The following is a 13,307-nucleotide window of genomic DNA, read 5'->3' as shown; positions in this document are numbered from 1 at the left end:
GCAGTGGCGACGTTATCCAGGCTTTTTATTCATCCGGTGAAATCCATGCGCGGCATCGGCGTCTCTCACGCGCTGGCCGATATGAGCGGATTCGCCTTCGATCGTATTTTTATGGTCACCGAGCCTGACGGTACGTTTATCACCGCACGTCAGTTCCCGCAGATGGTTCGCTTTACCCCTTCCCCGCTTCATGACGGGCTGCATTTGACCGCGCCGGACGGTTCAAGCGTCGTGATCCGCTTTGCTGATTTTGCGCCGCTTGATGCGCCAACGGAAGTGTGGGGCAATCATTTTACCGCGCGTATCGCGCCGGATAACATTAACCAGTGGCTGAGCGGCTTTTTCTCCCGTGACGTTCAGCTGCGCTGGGTTGGGCCTGCGCTGACCCGTCGCGTGAAGCGCCACGATGCGGTTCCTCTCTCCTTCGCGGATGGTTTTCCCTTCCTTCTGACCAGCGAGGCCTCGCTGCGTGATTTACAAAACCGTTGCAAAGCCAGCGTGCAGATGGAGCAATTTCGCCCGAATCTGGTGGTGACCGGAGCGAATGCCTGGGATGAAGATACCTGGAAAGTGATCCGCATCGGCAGCGTTATTTTTGATGTCGTGAAGCCGTGCAGCCGCTGTATTTTTACCACCGTCAGCCCGGAGAAAGGCCAGAAACACCCTTCCGGCGAACCGCTGAAAACCTTGCAGTCATTTCGTACCGCGCAGGATAACGGCGATGTCGACTTCGGCCAGAACCTGATCCCCCGCTCCAGCGGCGTGATCCGCGTGGGCGACGAGGTCGAAATTCTCACCCGCGGGCCTGCCAGGGTGTACGGCGCAGGTCAGGATGAAGAGATGGTTGACGTTGTCACCAACGTCGCTTCCGCGGTGGATATTCACTGGGAAGGCAAAGTTATCCGTGGTAACAATCAGCAGGTGCTACTGGAACAGCTGGAACAGGCAGGTATCCGCGTACCGTATTCCTGTCGCGCGGGGATTTGCGGATGCTGTCGCATTAAACTGGTCGATGGTGAAGTAAGTGCCCTGAAGAAATCTGCAATTGGCAGTGACGGCACGATCCTGTGCTGTAGCTGTGTCCCGAAAACATCCGTACAGCTGGAAGCTTAAACTGCCTGTTCAAGGCTGAAGGAATCAACGCGCAGCTGTGGCTTCAGCCTGTCATTCATCACTTTGATGGCATCACCTAACTGCATAACTCGCCCGGCAATGGTCACGCCGGGTTGGGCCAGCAAACAGAGCGCAGCGTTTTCACCGGGTTCAACCACCAGCAAATTCACCTCTTCTTCGGTATCGCTCAGATTGACGCTCGCCGCATCGCCGATAGCCGGGGTCCAGCACATGCCGTGGGCGAGAAAATGCCAGCTTTTCGGCATTTGCGGTTTCAGGAAACGGATCGCCACCAGCGCATTTAGTACCAGTTCAGCGCGCTGTTCTTTGGAGAGATCGAACTCGCGGCATTTTTCTTCAAAAGAGAAATAGAGTGCAGCGTCGTCAACGCAAAAGCCTGAGGGAGCAAACGCGTCTGGCGTTAACATTCGGCGCGCAAAACGAGAGCGAAACAACATGCCATTGGCTAAGTCGAGCATCATACGGTCATGCTCGTCACAAAAATACCAGCGCCAGTTATCGTCAGGTTTAATTCGCATGTTTCTCTCCCGTCCCCTAAACGTCCTGTACTAAAAATGTCCTGTTTGCCGCTTCGCTTATAACACTAGTAATAAAAGACTATAATGTTTAAATAAGCAACAATGACGGAATATAAAACAACCAGGGCTGGAAATAAAGCCCTGGTTGTCTGATTAAGAGAAAAGATTAGATATGCGTGACGATTTCTTTAATCAGCGGCGGCCCTTTAAAAATAAAGCCGGAATAAATTTGCACCAGCGATGCACCTGCCGCCATCTTCTCACGTGCAGCGATGACAGAGTCAATGCCACCCACGCCAATAATCGGCAGCTGACCTTTTAATTCTGCGGAGAGTGCGCGAATAATTTCGGTGCTTTTTAATTGTACCGGACGGCCACTTAATCCACCCGCTTCGTCACAGTTTTTCATTCCCTGAACGAGAGAGCGATCGAGTGTTGTATTGGTTGCAATCACACCATCAATATTATGGCGAACTAAACTGTCGGCAACCTGGATCAATTCTTCTGCCGAAAGATCCGGGGCGATCTTAACCGCGACCGGAACATATTTATGGTGGATCGCCTGTAGCGCCGTTTGTTTATTTTTAATGGCGCTAAGAAGATCGTCGAGCGCTTCGCCATATTGTAATGAACGCAGCCCTGGGGTGTTAGGCGAAGATATATTCACCGCAATATAACCGGCATAGGCATAGACTTTTTCCATACAAATCAGATAGTCATCTTTACCCTGCTCGACCGGCGTGTCTTTATTTTTGCCAATATTAATACCCAGCACGCCATCAAAATGGGCTTTCTTAACGTTCTCAACCAGATGATCGACGCCAAGGTTATTAAAGCCCATGCGGTTGATCAGCCCCTCGGCTTCAACCAGGCGAAACAGACGTGGCTTGTCATTTCCCGGCTGCGGACGCGGCGTCACCGTCCCGATTTCGATCGAGCCAAAGCCCATCGCACCGAGTGCATCAATGCATTCGCCATTTTTGTCCAGACCGGCCGCCAGGCCCAGTGGATTTTTGAAAGTCAGGCCCATGCACTGAACTGGTTTTTCCGGCACGTTTTGACGCACCAGCGCGGCCAGAGGCGTTCCTGTAATACGGCGTAACTGCTGAAATGTAAATTCATGAGCGCGCTCAGGATCGAGCTGGAAAAGGGCTTTACGAACGAAGGGGTAGTACATGAACTCTCCTGGATTCCCGGTGTGCAAACCGGGAGGGGATTATGTGCGATTCCGCCCGGAAAGGGAATTGACCTGTGGCAAAAAAAGCCACGTAAAACGCAATCGTTTACTTATCGGTTCGCTTCTTATGCATTTTTCTGCATTCATCCTGAGGATAAATCATTTAGTGGAATAACCACGCAATGTCACACTCCTGAAAATTGTTATGAATGTTAGATAAAAGCAAACAATTAGTTATAAGGAGCAACCATGCGCGTCATTACCCTGGCCGGAAGCCCCCGCTTCCCCTCTCGCTCCAGCGCACTGCTGGAATACGCTCGCGAAAAGCTTAATGCTCTGGATGTCGAAGTGTGTCACTGGAATTTGCACAATTTCGCGCCTGAAGATCTGCTCTACGCCCGTTTCGACAGCCCGGCGCTGAAAACCCTGATCGAACAACTTAAGAGTGCTGACGGGCTGGTCGTCGCGACACCGATTTATAAAGCCTCTTTTTCCGGCGCACTGAAAACGCTGCTCGATCTGCTGCCCGAACGCGCGCTGGACGGTAAGGTCGTCCTGCCGCTGGCCACAGGCGGTACGGTAGCTCATTTACTGGCGGTGGATTATGCCCTCAAGCCGGTTCTGAACGCGCTGAAAGCGCAGGAGATCCTGCATGGCGTCTTCGCTGACGACTCACAGGTAATCGACTACCAGCATAAACCCCATTTCACGCCGAATCTGCAAACCCGCCTCGACAGTGCGCTCGAAACCTTCTGGCACGCCCTGAGCCGTCGGGATCGCCACGCGGCAGCATTTCATCAATCACAAGGAGTGGCGCATGTTTAAAACAGTTACCCGTATCGGGCTGGCAGGTCTGCTGGCAGTGGCGTCGCTGGCTCAGGCGGCGGAGAAAGCGCCGGAGAGCCTGCGTATCGGTTATCAGAAAGGCAGCGTCAGCATGGTGTTGGCGAAAAGCCATGCGTTGCTTGAGAAGCGTTTCCCGGAGACCAAATTCTCATGGGTCGAGTTCCCTGCCGGACCACAGATGCTGGAGGCGCTGAACGTCGGGAGTATTGATTTAGGTAGCACCGGCGATATCCCGCCAATCTTTGCGCAGGCTGCCGGGGCGGATCTGGTTTACGTTGGCGTTGAGCCCGCCAAGCCGAAGGCAGAGGTTATTTTGGTGCCGGAAAACAGTGAGATCAAAAGCGTCGCCGACCTCAAAGGCCGTAAGGTTGCTTTCCAGAAAGGTTCAAGCTCGCACAACCTGCTGCTGCGCGCGTTGCAGGAGGCCGGCCTTAAATTCACCGATATCCAGCCCGTTTACCTGACGCCTGCCGATGCGCGCGCGGCGTTTCAGCAAAAAAATGTTGATGCCTGGGCTATCTGGGATCCGTACTACTCCGCCGCACTGTTGCAGGGCGGTGTGCGGGTGCTGAAAGACGGCACCACCCTGAAGCAGACCGGTTCGTTCTACCTGGCGGCACGTCCTTACGCTGAGAAAAATGGCGCATTTATTCAGCAGGTGCTGGATACCTTCTCTCAGGCCGATGCGCTGACCCAAAGCCAGCGTCAGCAGAGCATCACGCTGCTGGCAAAAACCATGGGCCTGCCTGAACCGGTGATCGCCACTTATCTTGACCACCGTCCTCCCACCACCATAGCACCGGTTGACGCCCACGTTGCCGCTCTCCAGCAGCAAACGGCAGACCTCTTTTATCAAAACCGCCTGGTTCCAAAGCAGGTGAATATTCGCGAACGCATCTGGCAACCCGCTGTCATTGAAGGAAAAAAATCATGAGTCTGAATCTTTTCTGGTTTTTACCCACCCACGGTGATGGACACTATCTTGGCACAGAAGAAGGCGCCCGCCCGGTCGATCACGGCTATCTACAGCAGATCGCCCAGGCGGCAGACCGCATCGGTTTTACCGGGGTACTGATCCCGACGGGCCGCTCGTGTGAGGATGCGTGGCTGGTTGCCGCGTCAATGATCCCCGTCACCCAGCGTCTGAAATTCCTGGTAGCCTTGCGCCCGAGCGTGGTGTCGCCCACCGTCGCGGCGCGTCAGGCGGCAACGCTGGACAGGCTTTCCAACGGCCGTGCGCTGTTCAACCTGGTGACGGGCAGCGATCCGCAGGAGCTGGCGGGCGATGGCGTCTTCCTCGATCATACCGAGCGCTATGAAGCCTCCGCAGAGTTCACCCGCGTCTGGCGACGTCTGCTGGAAGGGGAAACCGTCACCTTCGAAGGGAAACATATCCACGTTCGCGATGCACAGCTCTACTTCCCGCCGGTACAGCAGCCGCGTCCTCCCCTCTATTTCGGCGGATCGTCGGACGTGGCGCAGGAGCTGGCGGCTGAGCAGGTCGATCTCTATCTGACCTGGGGCGAGCCACCGGAGCTGGTGAAAGAGAAAATTGCTCAGGTACGCGCTAAAGCCGCAGAACATGGCCGTACGGTACGCTTCGGCATTCGCCTGCACGTGATCGTCCGCGAAACCAACGACGAGGCCTGGCAAGCCGCCGACCGTCTGATCGCTCATCTGGACGACGACACAATCGCTAAAGCACAGGCGGCGTTTGCCAAAACCGACTCCGTGGGCCAACATCGGATGGCTTCCCTGCACAACGGCAAGCGTGAAAATCTTGAGATCAGCCCGAACCTGTGGGCCGGGGTAGGTCTGGTGCGCGGCGGCGCCGGCACGGCACTGGTCGGCGACGGTCCAACCGTAGCGGCACGCATTAATGAATATGCGGCGCTGGGGATCGACAGCTTTATCCTGTCTGGCTACCCACATCTGGAGGAGGCGTACAAGGTGGGTGAACTGCTGTTCCCGCATCTGGATGTCGCTATCCCGGAAATTCCGCAGCCACGTCAGCTTCAGTTGCAGGGCGAAGCCGTGGCGAACGCGTTTATCCCGAGAAAAGTCGCGCAAAGCTAAGGAGCCACCATGTCTGCAACCGCACAAAAATGGCTGCTGCGCGCCGCGCCGTGGTTTCTGCCCGTCGGCATTGTCCTCGTCTGGCAACTGGCGTCTTCAACTGGCTGGCTGTCGAGCCGCATTTTGCCCTCTCCGGAGGGCGTTGTGGAAGCGTTCTGGTCGCTAAGCGCCAGCGGTGAGCTGTGGCAACATCTTGCCATCAGCTCCTGGCGCGCGGTAATTGGCTTTTCGATTGGCGGAAGCATCGGCCTGACGCTGGGGCTGATCAGCGGCCTGTCACGCTGGGGTGAGCGGCTACTGGATACCTCCGTTCAGATGCTGCGCAACGTGCCGCATCTGGCGCTTATTCCGCTGGTTATCCTGTGGTTTGGCATTGATGAGAGCGCCAAAATTTTCCTCGTGGCGCTGGGAACGTTATTCCCGATTTATATCAATACCTGGCATGGGATCCGTAATATCGATCGCGGTCTGGTGGAGATGGCCCGCAGCTATGGCCTGTCAGGTTTTGCCCTGTTTACCCATGTGATCCTGCCGGGCGCCCTGCCCTCCATTATGGTTGGGGTGCGTTTTGCGCTCGGCCTGATGTGGCTAACCCTGATCGTGGCGGAAACCATTTCGGCTAACTCCGGCATTGGTTATCTGGCGATGAACGCCCGCGAGTTCCTGCAAACGGACGTGGTGGTGGTTGCCATTATCCTTTATGCCCTGCTCGGCAAACTTGCGGACGTCAGCGCCCAGTGGCTGGAACGTAGCTGGCTGCGCTGGAACCCGGCCTACACCGCTCAGGAGGCGAAAGCATGAATACTGCACGACTGAACCAGGGAACACCGTTACTGCTGAACGGCGTGACCAAACGCTACGGCGACAACACCATTCTGAATGCACTGGATCTGCATATTCCTGCCGGACAGTTTGTGGCCGTTGTCGGCCGCAGCGGTGGCGGCAAGAGTACCCTGCTGCGTCTTTTAGCCGGGCTGGAAGCGCCAAACAGCGGTGACATTCTGGCAGGCACTACGCCGCTGGCCACGATTCAGGATGATACGCGCATGATGTTTCAGGACGCGCGTCTGCTGCCGTGGAAAACGGTGATGGATAACGTCGGGCTGGGCCTGAAGGGCAGCTGGCGGGAGGACGCCCGGCAGGCACTCGCTGCGGTAGGGCTGGAGAATCGCGCGGGAGAGTGGCCTGCGGCCCTGTCGGGTGGACAAAAGCAGCGCGTAGCGCTGGCACGCGCGCTGATTCACCGTCCCGGCCTGTTGCTGCTCGATGAACCGCTCGGCGCGCTTGATGCCCTGACGCGGATCGAGATGCAGGATCTGATTGAAACCCTCTGGCAGACGCACGGCTTTACGGTACTGCTGGTGACGCATGATGTCAGTGAAGCCGTGGCAATGGCAGACAGGGTGCTGTTAATAGAAGAGGGCAAAATTGGTCTGGATCTGACGGTAGATATTCCACGTCCTCGCCGCGTGGGATCGGCCAGACTGGCGGAGCTGGAAGCCGAAGTACTGGATCGGGTGATGAAACGTGGGGAAGCGGAGATTCAGCGGATAAAGGCTAATGCCTGATGCCCTCACCCCGGCCCTCTCCCACAGGGAGAGGGAGAAAACCGATGCCCCGCGACCCCACGTAGGCCCGGTAAGCGTAGCGCCACCGGGCTTTTTTACATCAGGCCAGCGCCTTAGCAATCTTCTCGTACAGATCGCCAGACAGATTTTCCAGCCCTTTCAGCTGCTCAAGCGCGGCGCGCATTTTCGCCTGACGCTGCGCATCGTAACGTTTCAGGCGGATCAGCGGCTCAATCAGACGAGACGCCACCTGCGGGTTACGGCTGTTCAGCTCGGTCAGCATTTCAACCATGAACTGATAACCGCTGCCGTCTTCGGCATGGAACGCGGCCGGGTTGCTGCTGGCGAAGGCACCAATCAGAGAGCGGACGCGGTTCGGGTTGCTCATGGTGAACGAACGGTGCTTCAGCAGGCTGCGTACTTTGCTGAGTACATCGGCTGCCGGGCTGGTGGCCTGAAGGATGAACCACTTGTCCATCACCAGACCATCCTGATGCCACTTGTCGTCGTACTCCTGCATCAGCGCATCGCGGCACGGTAGCTCGGCGGCAACGCTTGCGGCCAGCGCGGCCAGGGCATCCGTCATGTTATCGGCTTCGTGGTACTGCTTGCTGACCAGCGTGTTCGCCAGCTCTGCCTCACCAAACGCCAGATAGCGCAGGCAGGTATTGCGCAGGGAACGTTTACCGATATCCGCATGTTCCACCCGATACGCGTCCAGCTTGTTGGCGTTGTAAATGGCGAGGAACTCATCTGCCAGTTCGGTCGCCAGCGTGCGGGTCAGCGCTTCACGCACGGCGACGATGGCAATCGGGTCGATGATGTCAAACAGCTCGGCGATTTCAGTCGCAGAAGGCAGCGTTAAAATTTCAGCCGCCAGCGCCGGGTCAATGTTCTCATCCAGCAGGATGGCACGGAACGCGTCTGCCACATGAACCGGCAGCGTCAGCGGCTGGCCCTGCTGGTAACGGTTGACGTTCAGCTTGATGTAGGTCGCCAGCAGACTTTGTGCGGCATCCCAGCGCGAGAAATCGTTGCGCGCGTGACGCATCAGGAACGTCAGCTGCTGATCGCTCCACTTGTATTCGAGTTTCACCGGCGCGGAGAATTCGCACAGCAGGGCAGGAACGGGCTGGAAATAGACGTTATCGAAGATAAAGGTCTGCTCTGCCTGGGTCACGTTCAGCACGTTATGCACCGGGTGGCCGCCCTTCTGTAACGGGATCACGTTGCCTTCGTTGTCGTACAGCTCAACGCTGAATGGAATGTGCAGCGGATGTTTCTCTTCCTGCTCGGCCGTTGGCGGCGTGCGCTGGCTGATGGTCAGCGTGTACTGCTCAGTTTCCGGGTTGTAGTCGTCTTTGACCGTCACAATCGGCGTACCGGCCTGGCTGTACCAGCGGCGGAAATGAGACAAATCGACGTTAGAGGCGTCCTCCATCGCCTGGACGAAATCGTCGCAGGTGGCCGCACTGCCGTCGTGACGCTCAAAGTAAAGCTGCATCCCTTTCTGGAAATTCTCTTCGCCCAGCAGGGTGTGGATCATACGGATAATTTCAGCGCCTTTTTCATACACCGTCAGGGTGTAGAAGTTATTCATCTCAATGACTTTATCCGGGCGGATCGGGTGCGCCATTGGGCTGGCATCTTCTGCAAATTGCAGACCACGCATGGTGCGCACGTTGTTGATGCGGTTCACCGCCCGCGATCCCAGATCGGAGCTGAACTCCTGATCGCGGAAGACGGTTAAGCCCTCTTTCAGGCTCAGCTGGAACCAGTCGCGACAGGTGACGCGGTTCCCGGTCCAGTTATGGAAATATTCGTGGCCGATAACGCGTTCGATATCGAGGTAATCTTTATCCGTGGCGGTATCGGTACGCGCCAGCACGTATTTAGAGTTAAAGATGTTAAGACCTTTATTCTCCATCGCGCCCATGTTGAAGAAATCGACCGCAACGATCATATAGATGTCGAGGTCATATTCGAGGCCAAAGCGCGTTTCATCCCACTTCATGGAGTTGATGAGGGAAGTCATTGCCCACGGTGCGCGGTCAAGGTTGCCACGGTCCACGAACAGCTCCAGCGCGACTTCACGGCCAGAGCGCGTTTTAAAGGTGTCGCGCAGGACATCGAAATCTCCCGCCACCAGCGCAAACAGATAGCAGGGTTTCGGGAACGGATCCTGCCACTGTACCCAGTGACGGCCATTCTCCAGTTCCCCTTCACCAATCCGGTTGCCGTTGGAAAGCAGGTACGGGTACAGCGTTTTGTCGGCAATAATTTTGGTGGTAAAGCGCGCCAGGACGTCCGGGCGATCCAGATACCAGGTAATGTGGCGGAAACCTTCGGCTTCACACTGGGTACACAGGGCTACGCCTGACTGGTAAAGTCCTTCCAGCGCGGTATTGGCGGCAGGGCTAATTTCATTCACGATGCGCAGGGTAAAGCGTTCCGGCAGGTTGTCGATGACCAGCTGGTTGCCTTCTTCTTTATAGTCTGACCAGGCTTCATCGTTAATATGCAGGGAAACCAGCGTCAGGTCTTCACCATCCAGACGCAGCGGCACGGCAGTCGCGCTCTGGCGCGTCACCTGGCTTACCGCAGTCACCACGGTTTTTGTGGCATCCAGGTCGAAAGTCAGATCGATATCGCTTATCAGGTATTCCGGCGCACGATAGTCGTGGCGGTATTTAGCTTGTGGCTGTTGTGTCATAGAAAACCTTATGCATCGTTTGTCGAGTAACGATTCAATATATTCCTGTTGTGTAAAACGCGCTATGCAGAATGTTCATCTTTTCAGGCACAACGCCCTTTTTAGCTACATTTTTATAACACGGGGCACGAAATGCTCTCGACCATAAAGTGTGCTTATGTTGTGATCGGGGTTCAATAAATCACTAAACAGGGTATACTCCGGAGTTGTTTATTGTACTAAACGCTCCCGTGAGAGGATGCTACAGCGCACCTATGACTCAATTCGCTTCTCCGGTTCTGCATACGTTGCTGGATACCGACGCGTACAAGCTGCATATGCAGCAAGCCGTGTTTCACCACTATCATGATGTCCATGTTGCGGCGGAATTTCGCTGCCGGGGTGACGACTTGCTGGGTATCTACGCAGATTCCATTCGTGAACAGGTCGAGGGCATGCAGCATCTGGCGCTCACCGATGACGAATATCAGTGGCTTTCAGGCCTGCCTTTCTTTAAAGCGGATTATCTGAACTGGCTGCGTGAGTTCCGCTATAACCCGGAACAGGTCACCGTCACCAATGATAACGGCAAGCTGGACATTCGTCTGACCGGCCCGTGGCGTGAGGTGATCATGTGGGAAGTGCCGCTTCTGGCCGTGATCAGCGAGCTGGCCCACCGCTATCGCTCCCCTGAAACCGGTGTGACGCAGGCGGTTGCCGCTCTGGAGAATAAACTCGTTGAGTTTTCCAGACTGACCGAAGGGCTGGATATGTCCCGATTCCGTCTGATGGACTTTGGCACGCGCCGCCGCTTCTCTCGCGAGGTTCAGGAAGCCATTGTCAGACGTCTGCAACAGGAGCCGTGGTTCGTTGGCACCAGTAACTACGATCTGGCACGTCGCCTTGATTTAACGCCTATGGGCACCCAGGCGCACGAATGGTTCCAGGCGCACCAGCAGATCAGCCCTGACCTTGCCAACAGCCAGCGCGCCGCCCTCGCCGCGTGGCTAAAGGAATACCCGGATCGGCTGGGTATTGCCCTTACCGACTGCATTACCATGGACGCGTTCCTGCGCGACTTTGGCCCTGAGTTTGCCGAACGCTACCAGGGTTTGCGCCATGATTCCGGGGACCCGGTTGAATGGGGTGAGAAAGCCATCGCCCATTACGAAAAACTGGGCATCGACCCCATGAGTAAGGTGCTGGTCTTCTCCGATAACCTTGACCTGGCGAAAGCCGTCGACCTTTATCGCCATTTCTCATCGCGGGTGAACCTGAGTTTCGGGATTGGTACGCGGTTAACCTGTGATATTCCTCAGGTGAAACCGCTGAACATCGTCATAAAACTGGTGGAATGTAACGGTAAGCCGGTCGCGAAGCTCTCCGACAGTCCGGGCAAAACCATCTGCCATGACAAAGCGTTTGTCCGCGCATTACGTAAAGCCTTCGATCTGCCTCAGGTTAAAAAAGCCAGTTAACGGCTTCGGGGGAGCCTTCATGGCTCCCCTTCTCTTATTAATTTCTTATTTCTTCTCATAAGACGGTGAAATTTACTTGTCTGATAGCGGATGGCAGGTAACATAGATATCCCCCCTATAAGGGCGGACAAGTGTTTATTTTTTCCGACTATTAACAGAGAGAATATTATGAGCGTTGTGCCTGTAGCCGACGTACTCCAGGGCCGTGTCGCCGTTGACCAGGAGGTCACCGTGCGCGGATGGGTGCGTACTCGCCGAGATTCTAAAGCTGGCATCTCCTTCCTCGCCGTCTATGACGGTTCCTGCTTTGATCCTGTACAGGCCGTCATTAATAATTCTCTGCCCAATTACAATGATGACGTTCTGCACCTGACAACCGGCTGTTCCGTGATCGTCACCGGTGTTGTGGTGGCCTCTCCGGGCCAGGGTCAGAGCTACGAAATTCAGGCGACCTCGGTGGAAGTGACCGGCTGGGTTGAAGATCCTGACACCTACCCGATGGCTGCAAAGCGTCACAGCATCGAATATCTGCGTGAAGTCGCGCACCTGCGTCCGCGCACCAACCTGATTGGTGCGGTTGCCCGCGTGCGTCATACGCTGGCGCAGGCGCTGCATCGTTTCTTTGACGAGCAGGGTTACTTCTGGGTTTCTACTCCGCTGATCACGGCTTCCGATACCGAAGGCGCAGGTGAAATGTTCCGCGTTTCAACGCTGGATATGGAAAACCTGCCGCGTACGCCGGAAGGTAAAGTCGATTACGACAAAGACTTCTTTGGTAAAGAAGCCTTCCTGACGGTTTCCGGCCAGCTCAACGGTGAAACCTACGCCTGTGCGCTGTCTAAGATCTACACCTTCGGCCCAACCTTCCGTGCGGAAAACTCCAACACCAGCCGTCACCTGGCGGAATTCTGGATGCTGGAGCCGGAAGTGGCCTTTGCCGATCTAAATGACGCGGCAGCCCTGGCAGAAGCGATGCTGAAATACGTGTTTAAAGCCGTTCTCGAAGAGCGTGCAGACGACATGAAATTCTTCGCTGAGCGTGTCGATAACGACGCCATCGCCCGTCTTGAGCGCTTCGTCTCCGCAGACTTCGCGCAGGTGGATTACACCGACGCGGTCGCAATCCTGGAAAAATGCGGTGAGAAATTCGAAAACCCGGTTTACTGGGGCGTGGATCTCTCCTCCGAGCACGAACGTTATCTGGCAGAGAAGCACTTTAAAGCACCGGTTGTGGTGAAAAACTATCCGAAAGACATTAAGGCGTTCTATATGCGCCTTAACGAAGACGGTAAAACCGTTGCCGCGATGGATGTCCTCGCGCCGGGCATCGGTGAGATCATCGGTGGCTCCCAGCGTGAAGAGCGCCTGGATGTGCTGGACGCGCGTATGCAGGAGATGGGCCTTAACCCGGCGGACTACAGCTGGTATCGCGATCTCCGTCGCTACGGCACCGTTCCACACTCCGGCTTTGGCCTGGGCTTCGAACGTCTGATTGCTTACGTAACAGGTGTTCAGAACGTACGTGATGTGATTCCGTTCCCACGCACACCGCGTAACGCAAGTTTCTAACCGACCAAATCATTAATGGCCAGCAAATGCTGGCCATTATTTTATCCTGCAATGTCAGTTTTCGTCAGTCAGAAGTAAGCGTCTTTAAACCACAACCCCGCTATTACCTCTACCTGTTACGTTTTGTTTCCACGAAATATCCTGAGACAAAAAAATAACCCCATTCTTATTGCGCTTAAAACAATTCTTACGCATTAGCATAAAAAACAATCAATTTCACAGCCATCTGGATGGCTTTTGTCAATCATA

General features: G+C 55.5%; 11 protein-coding genes. 8 read left to right on the top strand and 3 right to left on the bottom strand.

The window, feature by feature from the left end; translation table 11 throughout:
- Window positions 1-3: 3 nt before the first annotated feature.
- Window positions 4-1,113 (top strand): YcbX family protein, encoded by a 1,110-nt coding sequence (locus tag AC4OVU_RS08105; protein ID WP_047365681.1) that lies wholly within the window; start codon window positions 4-6, stop codon window positions 1,111-1,113.
- On the opposite strand, the gene zapC is transcribed toward AC4OVU_RS08105, so the two are convergent.
- Complete coding sequence (zapC, locus tag AC4OVU_RS08100) at window positions 1,110-1,652, bottom strand: cell division protein ZapC (RefSeq protein WP_015570906.1); 543 nt, start codon at window positions 1,650-1,652, stop codon at window positions 1,110-1,112. The two genes, AC4OVU_RS08105 and zapC, sit on opposite strands and share 4 nt — an antisense overlap.
- A 166-nt stretch (window positions 1,653-1,818) precedes the next feature.
- Window positions 1,819-2,829 (bottom strand): quinone-dependent dihydroorotate dehydrogenase, encoded by a 1,011-nt coding sequence (gene pyrD / locus AC4OVU_RS08095; RefSeq protein ID WP_015570907.1) that lies wholly within the window; start codon window positions 2,827-2,829, stop codon window positions 1,819-1,821.
- Window positions 2,830-3,078: 249 nt separating this feature from the next.
- On the opposite strand from pyrD, the gene ssuE reads away from it, so the two are divergent.
- Genes ssuE through ssuB form a run of 5 tightly spaced genes read left to right on the top strand, consistent with a single transcriptional unit; the run spans window position 3,079 to window position 7,319 of the window.
- Complete coding sequence (ssuE, locus tag AC4OVU_RS08090; RefSeq protein ID WP_040117457.1) at window positions 3,079-3,654, top strand: NADPH-dependent FMN reductase; 576 nt, start codon at window positions 3,079-3,081, stop codon at window positions 3,652-3,654.
- A complete protein-coding gene (locus tag AC4OVU_RS08085; protein WP_040117456.1) occupies window positions 3,647-4,609 on the top strand; it encodes a sulfonate ABC transporter substrate-binding protein in 963 nt (320 codons plus the stop codon). Before ssuE ends, AC4OVU_RS08085 begins: the two co-directional genes overlap by 8 nt.
- On the top strand, window positions 4,606-5,751 hold the full coding sequence (gene ssuD, locus AC4OVU_RS08080; protein ID WP_017384817.1) for an FMNH2-dependent alkanesulfonate monooxygenase: 1,146 nt from the start codon (window positions 4,606-4,608) through the stop codon (window positions 5,749-5,751). The genes AC4OVU_RS08085 and ssuD overlap by 4 nt, the downstream gene beginning before the upstream one ends.
- A 9-nt stretch (window positions 5,752-5,760) precedes the next feature.
- Window positions 5,761-6,552, top strand: coding sequence for an aliphatic sulfonate ABC transporter permease SsuC (ssuC, locus tag AC4OVU_RS08075; protein ID WP_003858185.1), 792 nt, complete (start codon window positions 5,761-5,763; stop codon window positions 6,550-6,552).
- Window positions 6,549-7,319 carry an aliphatic sulfonates ABC transporter ATP-binding protein gene (ssuB, locus tag AC4OVU_RS08070; RefSeq protein ID WP_015570909.1) on the top strand — a complete coding sequence of 257 codons (771 nt, stop codon included), beginning with the start codon at window positions 6,549-6,551 and terminating at the stop codon, window positions 7,317-7,319. The genes ssuC and ssuB overlap by 4 nt, the downstream gene beginning before the upstream one ends.
- Window positions 7,320-7,419: 100 nt before the next feature.
- Here ssuB and pepN read toward each other — a convergent pair whose 3' ends face one another.
- On the bottom strand, window positions 7,420-10,032 hold the full coding sequence (pepN, locus tag AC4OVU_RS08065) for an aminopeptidase N (RefSeq protein ID WP_015570910.1): 2,613 nt from the start codon (window positions 10,030-10,032) through the stop codon (window positions 7,420-7,422).
- Window positions 10,033-10,286: 254 nt separating this feature from the next.
- Here pepN and pncB point away from each other — a divergent pair, with 254 nt between their 5' ends.
- Complete coding sequence (gene pncB, locus AC4OVU_RS08060) at window positions 10,287-11,489, top strand: nicotinate phosphoribosyltransferase (protein WP_110292874.1); 1,203 nt, start codon at window positions 10,287-10,289, stop codon at window positions 11,487-11,489.
- 168 nt (window positions 11,490-11,657) lie between these two features.
- On the top strand, window positions 11,658-13,058 hold the full coding sequence (asnS, locus tag AC4OVU_RS08055) for an asparagine--tRNA ligase (protein ID WP_015570955.1): 1,401 nt from the start codon (window positions 11,658-11,660) through the stop codon (window positions 13,056-13,058).
- Window positions 13,059-13,307 lie beyond the last annotated feature (249 nt).

This window comes from Enterobacter sp. 6722112, assembly GCF_058661685.1.
This window is presented reverse-complemented; position numbering and strand designations above follow the sequence as displayed.

Coding starts and splice junctions, on each gene's coding strand:
- zapC (WP_015570906.1), bottom strand. CDS start 1,652: ATGCGAATTAAACCTGACGATAACTGGCGCTGGTATTTTTGTGACGAG.
- pyrD (WP_015570907.1), bottom strand. CDS start 2,829: ATGTACTACCCCTTCGTTCGTAAAGCCCTTTTCCAGCTCGATCCTGAG.
- ssuE (WP_040117457.1), top strand. CDS start 3,079: ATGCGCGTCATTACCCTGGCCGGAAGCCCCCGCTTCCCCTCTCGCTCC.
- AC4OVU_RS08085 (WP_040117456.1), top strand. CDS start 3,647: ATGTTTAAAACAGTTACCCGTATCGGGCTGGCAGGTCTGCTGGCAGTG.
- ssuD (WP_017384817.1), top strand. CDS start 4,606: ATGAGTCTGAATCTTTTCTGGTTTTTACCCACCCACGGTGATGGACAC.
- ssuC (WP_003858185.1), top strand. CDS start 5,761: ATGTCTGCAACCGCACAAAAATGGCTGCTGCGCGCCGCGCCGTGGTTT.
- ssuB (WP_015570909.1), top strand. CDS start 6,549: ATGAATACTGCACGACTGAACCAGGGAACACCGTTACTGCTGAACGGC.
- pepN (WP_015570910.1), bottom strand. CDS start 10,032: ATGACACAACAGCCACAAGCTAAATACCGCCACGACTATCGTGCGCCG.
- pncB (WP_110292874.1), top strand. CDS start 10,287: ATGACTCAATTCGCTTCTCCGGTTCTGCATACGTTGCTGGATACCGAC.
- asnS (WP_015570955.1), top strand. CDS start 11,658: ATGAGCGTTGTGCCTGTAGCCGACGTACTCCAGGGCCGTGTCGCCGTT.